This window comes from Pseudomonas sp. JL23 (genome assembly GCF_056933585.1).
Genome location: NZ_CM167795.1, coordinates 5034077 through 5050061, shown reverse-complemented (window position 1 = coordinate 5050061; position 15985 = coordinate 5034077). Strand labels below are relative to the sequence as shown.

At 59.5% G+C, this 15985-nt stretch carries 11 protein-coding genes; 3 read left to right on the top strand and 8 right to left on the bottom strand.

The window, feature by feature from the left end; all coding sequences use genetic code 11:
• The first annotated feature begins 145 nt into the window (after positions 1-145).
• The 3 genes from lon (at position 146) to AC1Z24_RS23285 (ending at position 5050) form a co-directional block, all read left to right on the top strand.
• Entirely contained in the window at positions 146-2542 is a 2397-nt protein-coding gene (gene lon / locus AC1Z24_RS23295; protein ID WP_483742897.1) for an endopeptidase La, read from the top strand.
• A 139-nt stretch (positions 2543-2681) separates the two neighbouring features.
• The gene (locus tag AC1Z24_RS23290; RefSeq protein ID WP_002552737.1) at positions 2682-2954 is read left to right on the top strand and encodes an HU family DNA-binding protein; all 273 of its coding nucleotides are present in this window, start codon (positions 2682-2684) and stop codon (positions 2952-2954) included.
• A 221-nt stretch (positions 2955-3175) separates the two neighbouring features.
• Positions 3176-5050: a SurA N-terminal domain-containing protein gene (locus AC1Z24_RS23285; RefSeq protein ID WP_483742896.1), complete on the top strand. Its 1875-nt coding sequence runs from the start codon at positions 3176-3178 to the stop codon at positions 5048-5050.
• 152 nt (positions 5051-5202) lie between these two features.
• On the opposite strand, the gene fabI is transcribed toward AC1Z24_RS23285, so the two are convergent.
• From fabI to gloB, 8 genes are all read right to left on the bottom strand, one after another.
• Positions 5203-5997: an enoyl-ACP reductase FabI gene (fabI, locus tag AC1Z24_RS23280; RefSeq protein WP_483742895.1), complete on the bottom strand. Its 795-nt coding sequence runs from the start codon at positions 5995-5997 to the stop codon at positions 5203-5205.
• 18 nt (positions 5998-6015) lie between these two features.
• On the bottom strand, positions 6016-7626 hold the full coding sequence (locus AC1Z24_RS23275) for an ABC transporter ATP-binding protein (RefSeq protein WP_483742894.1): 1611 nt from the start codon (positions 7624-7626) through the stop codon (positions 6016-6018).
• A 1-nt stretch (position 7627) separates the two neighbouring features.
• On the bottom strand, positions 7628-8647 hold the full coding sequence (locus tag AC1Z24_RS23270) for an ABC transporter permease (protein ID WP_259102334.1): 1020 nt from the start codon (positions 8645-8647) through the stop codon (positions 7628-7630).
• A 1-nt stretch (position 8648) separates the two neighbouring features.
• Positions 8649-9722, bottom strand: coding sequence for a microcin C ABC transporter permease YejB (locus AC1Z24_RS23265; protein WP_483742893.1), 1074 nt, complete (start codon positions 9720-9722; stop codon positions 8649-8651).
• A gap of 1 nt (position 9723) precedes the next feature.
• Complete coding sequence (locus AC1Z24_RS23260) at positions 9724-11580, bottom strand: extracellular solute-binding protein (protein WP_483742892.1); 1857 nt, start codon at positions 11578-11580, stop codon at positions 9724-9726.
• The gene (locus tag AC1Z24_RS23255) at positions 11577-13415 is read right to left on the bottom strand and encodes an extracellular solute-binding protein (RefSeq protein WP_483742891.1); all 1839 of its coding nucleotides are present in this window, start codon (positions 13413-13415) and stop codon (positions 11577-11579) included. Before AC1Z24_RS23255 ends, AC1Z24_RS23260 begins: the two co-directional genes overlap by 4 nt.
• Before the next feature lie 109 nt (positions 13416-13524).
• Positions 13525-15030: a lytic transglycosylase domain-containing protein gene (locus AC1Z24_RS23250; protein ID WP_483742890.1), complete on the bottom strand. Its 1506-nt coding sequence runs from the start codon at positions 15028-15030 to the stop codon at positions 13525-13527.
• A gap of 98 nt (positions 15031-15128) precedes the next feature.
• Complete coding sequence (gene gloB, locus AC1Z24_RS23245; RefSeq protein ID WP_483742889.1) at positions 15129-15908, bottom strand: hydroxyacylglutathione hydrolase; 780 nt, start codon at positions 15906-15908, stop codon at positions 15129-15131.
• Between the last annotated feature and the right edge of the window lie 77 nt (positions 15909-15985).

The window sequence follows — 15985 nt, the reverse complement described above, 5'->3', positions numbered from 1 at the left end:
CACTGCTGCGTGAAACAAGAAGGGGCCTTCGGGCCCCTTTTGCATTTCCTGCATCAGCGCTTGTTTTTTCAGGAAGCTACCCCCATCTTGAATTCAAGCTCATTCCACCTGTCCACGGCCGTTTGGCCGCCGTAGAGGCGAAATCATGAAAACCACCATTGAATTGCCTCTCTTGCCATTGCGAGATGTTGTGGTTTATCCGCACATGGTTATCCCGCTGTTCGTGGGGCGCGAGAAGTCTATCGAAGCCCTTGAGGCTGCGATGACGGGCGACAAGCAAATCCTCCTGCTCGCGCAAAGAAATCCTGCCGATGATGATCCCGGCGAAGATGCGCTCTACAGCGTCGGCACTATTGCTACAGTCCTGCAGCTGCTGAAACTCCCGGATGGCACGGTCAAAGTGCTGGTCGAAGGCGAGCAGCGAGGTTCCGTCGAGCGCTTCATTGAGGTTGATGGCCATTGCCGCGCCGAAGTCGTGCTGATCGACGAAGTAGACGCCCCTGATCGTGAATCTGAAGTGTTCGTGCGCAGCCTTCTGGCGCAGTTCGAGCAATACGTGCAGTTGGGCAAGAAAGTCCCTGCCGAAGTCCTGTCCTCGCTCAACAGCATCGATGAGCCGGGTCGCCTGGTCGATACCATGGCGGCGCACATGGCCCTGAAGATCGAGCAGAAGCAGGAAATTCTCGAAATCATCGACCTGCCTGCGCGTGTCGAGCACGTACTCGCTCTGCTGGACGCTGAAATCGATCTGTTGCAGGTCGAGAAGCGCATCCGTGGGCGGGTCAAGAAACAGATGGAGCGCAGTCAGCGCGAGTACTACCTGAATGAGCAGATGAAGGCCATTCAGAAAGAACTCGGCGACAGCGAAGAAGGCCACAACGAGATCGAGGAGCTGAAAAAGCGTATCGATGCCGCCGGCCTGCCCAAGGACGCCCTGACCAAGGCCACTGCCGAGCTGAACAAGCTCAAGCAGATGTCGCCGATGTCGGCTGAAGCGACCGTGGTGCGCTCTTACATCGACTGGCTGGTCCAGGTGCCTTGGAAGGCCCAGAGCAAGGTGCGCCTGGACCTGACTCGTGCCGAAGACATTCTCGATGCCGACCATTACGGTCTGGAAGAGGTCAAGGAACGCATTCTCGAATATCTCGCCGTGCAGAAGCGTGTGAAGAAAATTCGCGGTTCGGTCCTGTGTCTGGTAGGCCCGCCGGGTGTCGGTAAAACCTCCCTGGCCGAGTCCATCGCCCACGCCACCAATCGCAAGTTCGTGCGTATGGCCCTGGGTGGCGTGCGTGATGAAGCGGAAATCCGTGGTCACCGCCGGACTTACATCGGTTCGATGCCAGGAAGATTGATACAAAAGATGACGAAAGTGGGCGTGCGCAACCCACTGTTCCTGCTCGACGAAATCGACAAGATGGGCAGCGACATGCGCGGCGACCCGGCCTCGGCGCTGCTTGAGGTGCTCGATCCGGAGCAGAACCACAATTTCAACGACCATTACCTGGAAGTCGACTACGACCTGTCCGACGTAATGTTCCTGTGCACCGCGAACTCCATGAACATCCCGCCGGCGCTGCTGGACCGGATGGAAGTCATTCGCCTGCCTGGTTACACCGAAGACGAAAAGATCAATATCGCCACCAAATACCTCACGCCCAAGCAGATTACTGCCAACGGCCTGAAAAAAGGCGAGCTGGAGTTCGAAGAAGAGGCGATCCGCGACATCATCCGCTACTACACCCGTGAAGCGGGCGTACGTGGTCTGGAGCGCCAGATTGCCAAGGTCTGCCGCAAGGCGGTCAAGGAACATGCGATGGAGAAGCGTTTTTCGGTGCGCGTCAGTGCCGAAATGCTCGAGCATTTCCTCGGTGTGCGTAAATTCCGCTACGGCCTGGCCGAGCAGCAGGATCAGATCGGTCAGGTGACTGGCCTGGCATGGACTCAAGTGGGCGGCGAATTGCTGACCATTGAAGCCGCTGTCGTACCTGGCAAAGGCCAGTTGATCAAGACCGGTTCCCTGGGCGATGTCATGGTCGAATCCATCACCGCAGCATTGACCGTAGTGCGCAGCCGGGCCAAGAGCCTGGGGATTCCCCTGGACTTCCACGAGAAGCGCGACACCCATATCCACATGCCGGAAGGGGCGACGCCCAAAGACGGCCCTAGCGCTGGCGTAGGCATGTGTACGGCCCTGGTTTCGGCATTGACCTCGATCCCTGTGCGTGCGGACGTTGCCATGACCGGGGAAATCACTCTGCGTGGCCAGGTACTGGCCATCGGTGGTTTGAAGGAGAAACTTCTTGCTGCGCACCGGGGCGGGATCAAAACTGTGATCATCCCGGAAGAAAACGTACGCGATTTGAAGGAAATTCCTGACAACATCAAGGCAGATCTGCAAATCAAGCCAGTTAAATGGATTGACGAAGTCCTGCAAATTGCGCTGCAATACGCGCCGGAGCCCTTGCCGGATGTAGCTTCCGACATGGTGGCAAAGGATGAAAAACGCGAGTCTGACTCTAAGGAAAGAATTAGCACGCATTAAGTCTGGGAGGCCTTCCTTGACAGCTTTTTGAAGCCCTTGTTATAAAGCGGCTCTTCTAGTGTCTGTTGGCCTTCAGCGCCCGTTTTGCTTAAACCAAAAACTTAGAAATATCTCAAATATAGACATAAGGGGACTTAGAGTGAACAAGTCGGAACTGATTGATGCTATCGCTGCATCTGCTGATATCCCGAAAGCTGCTGCTGGCCGTGCGCTGGACGCAGTAATCGAATCCGTCACTGGCGCTCTGAAGGCTGGCGACTCTGTGGTACTGGTTGGCTTTGGTACGTTCTCTGTTACCGACCGTCCTGCTCGCATCGGTCGCAACCCTCAGACTGGTAAGACGCTGGAAATCGCAGCTGCCAAGAAACCAGGCTTCAAAGCCGGTAAAGCACTGAAAGAAGCTGTCAACTAAGTTCTTCTCGCCTTTGCCCTGCCGCAGCAGCGTATGGCTGCTGTGGTAGCGGAGCGGTAAACCAGCCGGTCGCAATACCTGTCTGTCATCCCGGGTCTCGTTAACGAGCCTGTCCGCTTCGCGATTTACGAGAAGGCGCATCCTCGGATGCGCCTTTCTTCTATCCGCTTTCTACCCACGCTCAGCGGTTGGTTAGTCAGTTCAACCGTTTTGGGGGACGCATGCTGCAGAACATCAGGGACAATTCACAAGGCTGGATTGCCAAAACAATCATCGGCGTGATCATGGCGTTGATGGCATTGACGGGCTTCGATGCCTTGTTCCGGGCCACCAGTACCAGTCAGGACGCGGCCAAGGTCAACGGCGAAGAAATCACCCAGACCGAGCTGAGCCAGGCTGCCGACCTGCAACGCCGTCAGCTGGCGCAACAGTTGGGCAAGGATTTCGATCCTGCACTGCTGGACGACAAAATGCTGCGCACGTCGGCCCTCAAGGGCCTGATCGATCGCAAGCTGCTGCTGCAGGGCGCCCACGACGCCAAGTTTGGTTTCTCTGAAGCAGCGCTGGATCAGCAGATCCTGCAAATGCCGGAATTCCAGGTCGACGGCAAGTTCAACGCCGATCGTTTCGATCAGGTCATCCGTCAGTTGGGCTTCGGTCGCATGCAATTCCGTCAGATGCTGACTCAGGAAATGCTGATCGGCCAGATGCGTGCGGGTATCGCCGGTAGCGCGTTCGTAACTGATGCTGAGGTCGAGGCCTTCGCCCGTCTGGAAAAACAGACCCGCGATTTCGCCACGCTGACCCTGCCTGCCGACGTGGCCGCCGCGAAAGTGACCGACGACGAAATCAAGGCGCATTACGACGAACACGCCAAAGAGTTCATGAGCCCCGAGCAGGTCGTGCTTGATTACATCGAATTGAAGAAGTCTGCCTTCTTCGACAAGGTGCAGGTCAAGGACGCCGATCTGCAGGCTGCCTACCAGAAAGAAATCGCTAATCTGGCCGAACAACGCCGTGCCGCGCACATCCTCATCGAAGTCAACGACAAGATGAACGATGCCCAGGCCAAAGCGAAGATCGAAGAGATTCAGCAGCGTCTGGCCAAGGGTGAAGACTTTGCGGCCCTGGCCAAGGAGTTCTCTCAGGATCCGGGTTCGGCTGCCAAGGGCGGTGACCTGGGCTACGCCGGCAAGGGCGTCTACGACCCGGCGTTCGAAGAGTCCCTGTATGCCTTGAACAAGGATCAGGTTTCGGCGCCGGTACGCAGTGAATTTGGCTGGCACTTGATCAAGCTGTTGGGCGTTGAAGCGCCTTCGGTGCCGACCTTCGCCAGCCTGAAAGACAAGCTGACCCACGATCTGAAAGCCGACCTGGTCGAGCAGAAGTTTGTCGATGTCAGCAAGCAGCTGGAAGACGCTGCATTCGAAGCCTCTGACCTGGCCCAACCGGCTCAGGACCTGGGTCTGAAAGTGCAGACCACTCCGGCATTCGGTCGCGACGGTGGCGCTGACGGCATTATCGCCAATCGTGCGGTCATCCAGGCGGCATTCAGCCCGGAAGTGCTGGAAGAGGGGGCTAACAGCAGTGTGATCGAGCTGGATCCCGAGACCGCCGTGGTGGTTCGCGCGAAAGAGCATCGCCAGCCAGAACAGTTGCCATTGGCCGCTGTGTCTGACGCGATCCGTGCCCAGTTGCTCAAGCAGCATGCCAGCGACGCGGTCAAGGCCAAGGGCGATGCCCTGCTGGCTGGCCTGCGTGACGGCAAGATCCCGCTGACTGCCAAGCAGGACGGTGTGAGCTGGAAGGTTGTCGAAGCAGCTACCCGCAGCCAGGAAGGCCTGGAGCCATCCGTGCTGCAAACGCTGTTCCGCATGCCCAAGCCTGAAGGCAAGGACAAGCCGGTCTACTCCAGCCTGACCGCCGCCGATGGCAGCTTTGTGATCGTACGCCTCAATGGCGTCAATCACGCAGCCGCGCCGACCGATCAGGAGAAGGTGCAGTACCGCCGCTTCCTGGCCTCCCGCGCTGGCCAGCAGGACTTCGCATCGTTCCGCGCCCAGCTGGAAAGCAAGGCGAAGATCGAGAAGTTCTAAGCGATCCGCAGCAACAAAAAAGGCCGCTCTTTGAGCGGCCTTTTTTGTTGTGCTTGTGGGACCGGCTTCAGTCGGGAAGGCGTCTTTCCTGATCAAGGAAATGCTGCGGATGTACCGGCTCCTTCCCGGCTAAAGCCGGTCCCACAATCAGATCACTCTTCGATATTGCCCATCGCCGTGGTGTTGAAACCGCCGTCGACGTACATGATTTCACCGCTGATGCCCGACGCCAGGTCGGAGCACAGGAAGGCGCCAGCGTTGCCGACTTCGTCGATGGTGACGTTGCGACGCAGTGGGGTTTGCGCTTCGTTGGCGGCCAGCATCTTGCGGAAGTTCTTGATGCCCGAGGCTGCCAGGGTGCGGATCGGGCCTGCCGATACAGCGTTGACGCGAGTGCCTTCCGGGCCGAGGCTGCCAGCCAGATAACGTACGCCCGCTTCCAGGCTGGCCTTGGCCATGCCCATCACGTTGTAGTTAGGCATGGTGCGCTCTGCGCCCAGGTACGACAGGGTCAGCAGGCTGCCGTTGCGGCCTTTCATCATTTCGCGACCGGCCTTGGCCAAGGCCACGAAGCTGTAGGCGCTGATGTCGTGGGCAATGCGGAAACCGTCACGGGTGGTGGCTTCGGTGAAGTCGCCATCAAGCTGGTCGCCCGGAGCGAAGCCGACGGAGTGAACGATCACGTCCAGGCCGTCCCACTTCTTGCTCAGGTCTTCGAAGACCTTGGCGATTTCTTCGTCGCTGGCCACGTCGCAAGGGAAGCACAGCTCAGGGTTGGAACCCCAGCCTGCGGCGAACTCTTCGACACGACCCTTTAGCTTGTCGTTCTGGTAGGTGAAGGCAAGTTCAGCGCCTTCACGGTGCATGGCGGCAGCAATACCGGATGCGATGGACAGTTTGCTGGCGACACCGACGATCAGGACGCGCTTACCGGCGAGAAAACCCATGTGTTGTTCCTCTTCAGGTTAATCGACAGCCACTGGAGCCAGGAAAGCGGCTTCCAGCAGCTGCTGTGTATAAGGATGTTGCGGTGCAGCAAAGACAGCCTCTGCCGCACCCTGTTCGACCACTTGGCCGTGTTTGACCACCATCAACTGGTGGCTTAACGCCTTGACCACCGCCAGGTCATGGCTGATGAACAAATACGTCAGGTTGTACTTGGTTTGCAGTGACCGCAGCAGCTCCACTACTTGACGCTGAACGGTGCGGTCGAGGGCCGAAGTCGGCTCGTCCAGCAAAATCAGCGCCGGTTTTAACACTAATGCACGGGCAATGGCGATTCTCTGTCGTTGCCCGCCGGAGAACTCATGGGGGTAGCGGTGCCGGGTTTCCGGGTCCAGGCCTACTTCCCTGAGTGCTTCGATGATTGCCGCTTCCTGCTCCGCCTCGCTGCCGATACGGTGAATACGCAAGCCTTCGCCGACAATTTCACCCACCGACATGCGCGGGCTCAGGCTGCCGAACGGGTCCTGGAACACCACCTGCATCTGGCGGCGAAGCGGTCGAATCTGCTGTTGCGACAGGCAGTCTAGCGTTTTGCCTTGAAACCGTATGCTGCCTTTGCTGGCGATCAAGCGCAGGATTGCCAACCCCAGTGTCGATTTGCCCGATCCGCTTTCGCCGACAATCCCCAGGGTCTGACCCTGAAGCAGGCTGAAGTTAATGCCGTCGACCGCCTTGACGTGATCCACGGTCTGCTTGAACAGGCCTTTCTTGATCGGAAACCAGACCTTCAGGTCCTCGACTTCCAGCATCGGCGCCCCGGCCACATTGGCTGAAGGACCGCCGCTGGGCTCGGCGCTGAGCAACAATTTGGTGTACGGATGCTGGGGCGAGCGAAACAATTCGTCACAGGATGCCTGTTCGACGATGCAACCGCGCTGCATGACACATACGCGGTTGGCTATTTGCCGAACCACGTTCAAATCATGGCTGATCAGCAGCAGGGCCATGCCCAGGCGGGCCTGCAATTGCTTGAGCAATTCGAGGATTTTCAGCTGCACGGTGACGTCGAGGGCAGTGGTGGGTTCGTCGGCGATCAACAGCTCCGGTTCATTGGCCAGGGCCATGGCGATCATCACACGCTGTCTCTGGCCGCCTGAGAGCTCGTGTGGCAAGGCTTTGAGGCGTTTTACCGGCTCGGGTATGCCCACCAGCTCCAGCAGCTCCAGGGTTCGCCTGGTGGCGCCCTTGCCGGTCAGGCCTTTGTGCAGGCCCAACACCTCGTTGATCTGCTTCTCGATGGATTGCAGCGGGTTCAGTGAGGTCATGGGCTCCTGAAAGATCATGGCGATGCGATTGCCACGGATGCTGCGCAGTTTTTTCTCGTCCAGAGTCAGCAGATCTTGCCCGGCATAGCGGATCGTGCCGCTGGGATGGCGCGCCTGGGGGTAGGGCAGCAGGCGCAGGATCGAGTGGGCGGTGACCGACTTGCCCGAACCGCTTTCGCCGACCAGGGCCAGGGTCTCGCCCTTGCGGATATCGAAGCTGATGCCCTCGACGGCGCGTTGCTGGTTGTCCCCGGCCACGAACTCGACCGCCAGATCGCGGATTTCGATCAGATTGTCCTGATTCATGTCATTTCCTTGGGTCGAAAGCGTCGCGGGCGGACTCGCCGATAAACACCAGCAGGCTGAGCATCACGGCCAGTACGGCAAAGGCACTGATGCCCAGCCATGGCGCTTGCAGGTTGGACTTGCTCTGTGCCACCAGTTCGCCCAGGGACGGCGAGCCCGCGGGCAGGCCGAAGCCGAGAAAATCCAGCGCGGTCAGGGTGCCGATCGCGCCGGTGAGGATGAATGGCAGGAACGTCATGGTCGAGACCATGGCGTTGGGCAGGATATGACGGAACATGATGCCGATATTTTCCATGCCCAGGGCCCGTGCCGCGCGCACGTACTCCAGGTTGCGCCCGCGCAGGAACTCGGCGCGTACCACGTCGACCAGGCTCATCCAGGAAAACAGCAGCATGATGCCTAACAGCCACCAGAAGTTGGGCTGCACGAAACTGGCGAGGATGATCAGCAGGTACAGCACCGGCAGGCCCGACCAGATTTCCAGGAAACGCTGGCCAAGCAGGTCGACCCAGCCGCCATAGAAACCCTGCAGGGCCCCGGCAATGACGCCGATGATCGAACTGAGCACAGTCAGGGTCAGGGCGAACAATACCGACACGCGAAAGCCGTAGATGATCCGTGCCAGCACATCGCGGCCCTGATCGTCGGTACCCAGCAGGTTATCCCGTGAGGGCGGCGCCGGGGCCGGGACTTTCAGGTCGTAGTTGATGCTCTGGTAGCTGAACGGGATCGGCGCCCACAGGGTGTAGCCGTCCTTGGCTTTCAGCAGTTCCTTGATGTAGGGGCTCTTGTAGTTGGCTTCCAGGGGGAATTCGCCGCCGAAGGTGGTTTCCGCATAGCGTTTGAACACCGGGAAATACCACTCGCCGTCATAGCGCACGGCCAGGGGTTTGTCGTTGGCAATCAGTTCGGCGCCCAGGCTCAGGCCGAACAGGATCAAAAACAGCCACAGCGACCACCAGCCGCGCTTGTTGGCCTTGAAACGCTCGACGCGGCGGCGATTGAGAGGAGACAGCTTCATATCAATGCTTCCTGCTTTCGAAGTCGATGCGCGGGTCAACCAGGGTGTAGGTGATGTCGCCGATCAGTTTCACCACCAGGCCCAGCAGGGTGAAGATGAACAGCGTGCCGAAGACCACCGGATAGTCGCGGTTGATGGCCGCTTCGAAACTCATCAGGCCCAGGCCGTCGAGGGAGAAGATCACTTCCACCAGCAGGGAGCCGGTAAAGAAGATGCCGATAAAGGCCGACGGGAAACCGGCGATGACCAGCAACATGGCGTTACGGAAAATATGCCCGTACAGCACGCGATGATTGCTCAGGCCCTTGGCCTTGGCGGTGATCACGTATTGCTTGCCGATTTCGTCGAGGAAGCTGTTCTTGGTCAGCAGAGTCATGGTGGCGAAGTTGCCGATGACCAGGGCGGTGATCGGCAGGGCCAGGTGCCAGAAATAGTCGAGGATCTTGCCGCCCAGGCTCAGCTCATCGAAGTTGTTCGAGGTCAGACCCCGTAGCGGGAACCAGTCGAAATAGCTGCCTCCGGCGAATACCACGATCAGCAGGATGGCGAACAGGAAGGCGGGAATGGCGTAGCCGACGATGATTGCCGAACTGGTCCATACGTCGAAATGGCTGCCATGGCGCGTGGCCTTGGCGATGCCCAGGGGGATCGACACCAGGTACATGATCAGGGTGCTCCAGAGCCCGAGGGAAATGGACACGGGCATCTTTTCGATGATCAGATCGATGACCTTGGCGTCGCGGAAGAAGCTGTCGCCAAAATCCAGTCGGGCGTAGTTCTTGACCATGATCCACAGACGTTCCGGTGCCGACTTGTCGAAGCCGTAGAGGTGCTCGATTTCCTTGATCAGCGCCGGATCCAGGCCTTGGGCGCCACGGTAGGTGGAGCCCGCCACGGCCACTTCAGCACCGCCACCGGCAATCCGGCTGGTAGCGCCATCGAAGCCTTCGAGTTTAGCGATCATCTGCTCCACAGGCCCGCCTGGGGCGGCCTGGATGATGATGAAGTTGATCAACAGGATGCCGAACAGCGTCGGGATGATCAGCAGCAGGCGGCGAATGATGTAAGCCAGCATGTTATTGCTCCGTGCCAGGCGCAGGGGCCTGGGTATCTACCGGCGGTATTTCTACCGCGGGCTTGGCATCGGGCTTGATCCACCAAGTGGAAATGCCGACGTCATACAGCGGCGGCACCTTGGGGTGGGCGATATGGTTCCAATAGGCCACGCGCCAGGTTTTGATGTACCAGTTGGGGATCACGTAGTAACCCCACAGCAGCACACGGTCCAGGGCCTTGGCATGATCGATCAGGCTTTGCCGGGTGTCAGAGTTGATCAGGCCGTTCACCAGCGTATCAATGGCCGGGCTTTTCAGACCGATCAGGTTGTAGCTGCCCGGTTTGTCGGCGCTGGACGAATCCCAGTATTCGCGCTGTTCGTTACCGGGGGAGCTGGACTGGGGAAAGCTGCCGATGGTCATGTCAAAGTCACGGGTGCGACGGCGAGTGATGTATTGCGACACATCGACCCGGCGCAGCACCAGTTCGATACCCAGATCGCTCAGATTGCGCTTGAACGGCAATAGCACCCGCTCGAATTCTGGCTGGGCCAGGAGAAACTCCAGGCTGACCGGTTTGCCCTGGGTATCGACCATCTTGTCGTCGACGATTTTCCAGCCGGCTTCCTGCAATAACTGGAAAGCCTGGCGCTGTTGCGGACGAATCATGCCGCTGCCATCGGTGACTGGCAGGGTGAAGGCCTGGGTAAAGACTTCGTCCGGGATCTGCCCGCGCAGCGGGTTGAGGATGTCAAGTTCTGCCTGGGACGGCAGGCCACCAGAGGCCATGTCAGAATTGGAAAAGTAGCTGTAGGCGCGGCTGTAAGCGCCGTTGAACAGCTGCTTGTTGGTCCACTCGAAGTCCATCAACAGGCTCAGGGCATGGCGCACGCGCACGTCCTGGAAAATCGGCCGACGAATGTTGAAGACAAACCCCTGCATGCCGGTGGGGTTGCCGTTGGGAATTTCTTCCTTGATCAGGCGGCCTTCACGCACTGCCGGAATGTCGTAGGCGGTGGCCCAGTTCTTCGCCGTGCTTTCCAGCCAGTAGTCGAACTGCCCGGCCTTCATGGCTTCCAGGGCAACATTGTTGTCGCGGTAATAGTCCACGGACATCACGTCGAAGTTGTACTGGCCTTTGTTGATCGGCAGGTCCTTGCCCCAGTAATCCTTGACCCGGGTGTAGCTGATCGAGCGCCCGGCCTTGACCTGGCCGACCTTGTACGGGCCGCTGCCCAACGGCACGGTGAGGTTGCCCTTGGTGAAATCACGGTTTTCCCAGAAGTGCTTGGGCAGTACCGGCAACTGGCCAATGATCAGCGGCAGCTCGCGGTTGTTGGTGTGCTTGAACTTGAACAGCACCTGCAACGGGTTTTCCGCCACGGCTTCGTCGATATCGGCGTAATAGCTGCGGTATAGCGGTGCGCCGCTCTTGATCAGGGTCTGGAAGGTGAACACCACATCTTCGGCACGGATAGGGTGACCGTCATGGAAGCGCGCTTCCGGGCGCAGGTAGAAGCGTACCCAACTGTTGTCCGGGGCCTTCTCGATCTTGCTGGCGATCAGCCCGTATTCGGTGAACGGCTCGTCCAGGCTTTGCCGGGCCAGGGTGTCGTAGATCATGCCGATATCGTCGGCGGGTACGCCCTTGCCGATGAACGGGTTGAGGCTGTCGAAACCACCGGACCCGGCCTGGCGGAACATGCCGCCCTTGGGCGCATCGGGGTTCACGTAGTCGAAATGCTTGAAGCTGGCCGGGTATTTGGGCGCTTCGCCATACAGGGTCAGGGCGTGTTCCGGCGCTGCCTGTGCTGCGCAGGCCAGGCTCAGCAGCAACAGGCCGCTGGCCTGAATGCGCAGCGAGCGTAGGACGGTCATTGAGTTTTCTCCACAGATTTGAGCCACCACGCGCGCAGCCCGAGGGTGTAGGGCGGGGTAGTGACCATGGCGAATCGATTGCGCCAGGCCAGACGATGATTGTTGAGATACCAATTCGGAATCATGTAGTGCCCGGCCAGCAGTACCCGGTCCAGGGCGCGGGCGGTGGCGACTTGTTCATCACGGGATTGCGCCGCCAGCAATTGGTTGAGCAACTGGTCCACCACCGGGTTGGCAATGCCTGCGTAGTTCTTGCTGCCCTTGATCGTCGCCTGGCTGGAGTGGAAGTACTGCCACTGTTCCAGGCCGGGACTCAGGGTCTGGCCGAGGGTCATCAGGATCATGTCGAAGTCGAACTGATCCAGGCGCTGTTTGTATTGTGCCCGGTCAACGGTGCGCAGCCCGGCGTCGATGCCGATATGGCGCAGATCTTCGATATAAGGTTGCAGGATGCGTTCGAGATTGGGATTGACCAGCAGGATCTCGAAACGCAGCGTCTGGCCGTTCTTGTTGACCAAACGCTGATCGGACAGCTTCCAGCCTGCTTCGGCCAGCAGACCCAGAGCCTGGCGCAGGGTTTCCCGGGGAATACCGCCGCCATCGGTTTTCGCCACGCTGAATGGCTGGGTAAACAGGTTGGCAGGCAATGGGTCCTTGAACGGCCTCAGCACCAACCACTCGCGACCACTCGGCACACCGGTGGCAGCAAACTCGCTGTTGGGGTAATAGCTGGTCGAGCGGCGGTAGGCATTGTTGAACAGGGTGCGGTTGGTCCACTCGAAATTGAACATCAGGCCCAGGGCCTCGCGTACCTTGATATCGGCGAAGGTGCCCCGGCGGGTGTTCATGAACAGGCCCTGGGTCTGGGTCGGGATCCGGTGGGGGATCTGCGCCTTGATCACCTGGCCGTTGCTCACGGCAGGGAAGTTGTAGCCATTGGCCCAGTTCTTGGCTTGATGTTCGATATAAATGTCGAATTCGTTGGCCTTGAAGGCTTCGAAGGCCACGTCGCTGTCGCGGTAGAACTCGACGATGGCGCGATCAAAATTGTACTTGCCGCGATTGACCGGCAGGTCCTTGCCCCAATAATCCTTGACCCGTTCGAACACCAGTTGCCGCCCAGGTTGTACGCGTGTGATGCGATACGGCCCGCTGCCCAGAGGCGGTTCGAAGGTGGTGGCCTTGAAGTCACGCTTTTCCCAGTAATGCTGCGGCAATACTGGCAATTCGCCCAGGCGCAGGATCAGCAGCGGATTGCCCGAGCGCTTGAAGACAAAACGGATGCGCTGGCGATTGAGGATATCGACCCGCTGCACTTCCTGCAGGGCTGTGCGGTATTGCGGATGGCCGTCCTTTAGCAGGGTGCGATAGGAAAACGCCACGTCATAGGCGGTGATTGGCTTGCCGTCATGGAAACGTGCCTGGGGACGCAGGTTGAACACCACCCAACTGCGGTCTTCGCTGTACTCGACACTCTCGGCGATCAGGCCATAGCTGGAGGTCGGTTCGTCGCCGGACGGATCGTACTGACCGGTGCCGACCATCAGCGGCTCGTTCAGCTCGTTGATGCCGTATTGCAGGAAATTGGGCGTCGACACCGGGCTGCTGCCCTTGAGGGTGTAGGGGTTGAGCGTGTCGAACGTGCCGAAGGCCATGAAACGCAGGGTGCCGCCTTTCGCCGCCTCGGGGTTGACCCAGTCGAAATGAGTGAAGCTGGCCGGGTACTTCAACACCCCAAACTGCGCATAACCATGGCTTTCACTGATGGTCGCGGTTGCGGGAGCGCTCAAGGCCAGGCTCATGATGAGCAGCAGAGGGCGTATCAATTCAGGCATCCGATCCATAGACCGGCAACAGTAACAGCTTGTATCGACACGAAAAAGCGCGGCACGGCAAAGGCGCTGGCGACCCGCCCGGGTTGTCCGGCGCGGGCGGGTCATGGCATCAGTGCGGCAGATAGACGGTCAGGGTCTGGCCCGGCTTGAGCGCTTGGCCGGTACGTGGGTTCCAGCGCTTGAGATGTTGCATCTCGACGTTGAAGCGCTTGGCGACCAGATACATCGAGTCACCTTTCTGGATCTTGTACTGCATGGACTTCTTATCGCCTTCGCCGTTGCTGGCGACTGCCTTGTCGGCGCCTTTGGCCGGGGCCTTGGCGGCGATGGTCTGGTTGATCCGGCCCTTGGTCGAGCCCTTCGGCGCGGCGCTGCCGGGTGCCGACATGACCAGAACCCGGCCGACCTTGAGGTCCTTGCCGGAGAGCTGGTTCCAGTGCTGGATATCCTTGACCTCGACCTTGTTCGCCTTGGCGATGCTGGTCAGGTTGTCACCGGCCTTGATCTTGTAGGTGCGGCCGCGAACCGGCTTGTCATTGCTGGCCAGGGCTTCCTGCTTGCCCTTGCGCACCTGCTGCCAGTCCACCAGCAACTCGTCCGACTTCATCTTCAGGTTGGCGCTGAGCAACTGCGCCTTGGACGTCGGCACCAAGAGGTGCTGCGGGCCATCGATGGTCATGCGCTTCTTGAACGCCGGGTTGAGCTGGAACAGCTCGTCCTGATCGATATCGGCCATGGCCGCGACCTTGTTCAGATCGACGCTCTGGTTCAGCTCGACGACTTCGAAGTAGGGTTCGTTGGCGATCGGGTTGAGGTTCACGCCGTAGGCTTCCGGCGCCAGGACCACTTGGGACAGGGCCAGCAGTTTAGGCACGTAGTCGCGGGTTTCCTGGGGCAGCGGCAGGTTCCAGTAATCGGTGGGCAGATTGAGCTTTTCGTTACGCTCGATGGCCCGGCTGACGGTGCCTTCACCGGCGTTGTAGGCCGCCAGGGCCAGCAGCCAGTCGCCGTTGAACATGTCGTGCAGGCGGGTCAGGTAGTCCAGCGCGGCAACGGTGGACGCCTGGATATCGCGACGACCATCGTAGAAGTTGGTCTGGCGCAGGCTGAAATAACGCCCGGTCGACGGGATGAACTGCCACAGGCCTGCGGCATTGCTGCGCGACAGGGCCATGGGGTTGTAGGCGCTTTCGATCACTGGCAGCAGGGCCAGCTCCTGGGGCATGTTGCGTTCTTCCAGGCGCTCGACGATGTAATGCATGTAGAGGCTGCCGCGTTCACTGGCGTTTTCCAGGAACGACGGGTTGTTGGCGAACCACAGGCGCTGTTGCTCGATGCGCGGGTTCATGTCGTTGCCCTGTTGCAGCTGGAAGCCCTGGCGCATGCGCTCCCAGACATCCTGCGGCGGTGCCAGGGGGCTGGGTTTGTGCGTCAGGAACACCGGTTTTTGCTTGATTCCGGCGGCAAGATTGGGCACACGATGGGTGGCCGCGTCAGGCTCAAGGGTGCTGCTGGTCTGGCAGCCGACCAGGGTCGCGCTCAAAGCGACGGCCACGGCTTGTGCCAGCCGGGTCAGAGCACCGGAATTAATGGTTTTTATCAGGGTTGACGACATTGTCTGGGAGAGAGTCCAGGCGAAAATGTCGGGCGATTCTAGGAAGCGCCCTGCCGCTGGTCAACCATTGTGAATTTTTGTGCGGCTTTGATGGTCCCTTAGAACTTATCTTTCCAAGCCCTGAGGCTGGCAAAAATCGCGCTTGGCGAGGCGTTGTCGATGCCGGTCCGTTCGTCCGCTTTTTCTTTAACGGATGTTTCATGGGTCCGTATAAATGGATTGGTGCGCAGTTCCAGTTCGATGGTGGACGGCAGGCTGATGCGATTTTCTTCGCGCCAGCGGCTGACCTGAGCAAAACGCTCGGCGATATCGCGATTGTCCGGCTCCACGGCCACGGCAAAGCGCAGATTGCTCAAGGTATATTCGTGGGTGCAGTAGACCAGAGTGTTGCCGGGCAGGGCGCTGAGGCGGCTGAGGGAGTGGTGCATTTGTTCCGGTGTGCCTTCGAACAGGCGCCCGCAACCGGCGGCGAACAGCGTGTCGCCGCAGAACAGCAGCGGCCGTTGCGCGTCGGCATGGTAAAAAGCCACATGGCCGAGGGTATGGCCAGGTACGGTGTAGATCTCGAAGTCCAGGCCCAGCACTTCAATGTGCTGGTTGTCGCTCAGGGCGATGTCCCGTGCCGGGATGTTTTCCGTGGCCGGGCCCAGGACCCGGGCGCCGCTGGCCTGTTTGAGCTCGGCGACGCCGCCGACATGGTCGTTATGATGGTGAGTGACCAGAATGTCGCTCAGTTGCCAGCCTGGATTTTTTTCCAGCCAGGCCAGCACCGGCGCGGCATCACCGGGGTCGACCACGGCACAGCGGCGGCTGGAAGCATCCTGCAACAACCAGATGTAATTGTCGTTGAAAGCGGGCAGGGCATCGATCTGTATCATGGCGCAATTCGCATGGCGGAAGACAATGGTGCATCTTAGGCTCTGAACCCGCTCCGTGCGAGCACCCCCGGAGGAGA

Excerpts from the sequence above, each read along its gene's own strand:
- lon (WP_483742897.1), top strand. The coding sequence starts at position 146 with ATGAAAACCACCATTGAATTGCCTCTCTTGCCATTGCGAGATGTTGTG.
- AC1Z24_RS23285 (WP_483742896.1), top strand. The coding sequence starts at position 3,176 with ATGCTGCAGAACATCAGGGACAATTCACAAGGCTGGATTGCCAAAACA.
- fabI (WP_483742895.1), bottom strand. The coding sequence starts at position 5,997 with ATGGGTTTTCTCGCCGGTAAGCGCGTCCTGATCGTCGGTGTCGCCAGC.
- AC1Z24_RS23275 (WP_483742894.1), bottom strand. The coding sequence starts at position 7,626 with ATGAATCAGGACAATCTGATCGAAATCCGCGATCTGGCGGTCGAGTTC.
- AC1Z24_RS23270 (WP_259102334.1), bottom strand. The coding sequence starts at position 8,647 with ATGAAGCTGTCTCCTCTCAATCGCCGCCGCGTCGAGCGTTTCAAGGCC.
- AC1Z24_RS23265 (WP_483742893.1), bottom strand. The coding sequence starts at position 9,722 with ATGCTGGCTTACATCATTCGCCGCCTGCTGCTGATCATCCCGACGCTG.
- AC1Z24_RS23260 (WP_483742892.1), bottom strand. The coding sequence starts at position 11,580 with ATGACCGTCCTACGCTCGCTGCGCATTCAGGCCAGCGGCCTGTTGCTG.
- AC1Z24_RS23255 (WP_483742891.1), bottom strand. The coding sequence starts at position 13,415 with ATGCCTGAATTGATACGCCCTCTGCTGCTCATCATGAGCCTGGCCTTG.
- AC1Z24_RS23250 (WP_483742890.1), bottom strand. The coding sequence starts at position 15,030 with ATGTCGTCAACCCTGATAAAAACCATTAATTCCGGTGCTCTGACCCGG.
- gloB (WP_483742889.1), bottom strand. The coding sequence starts at position 15,908 with ATGATACAGATCGATGCCCTGCCCGCTTTCAACGACAATTACATCTGG.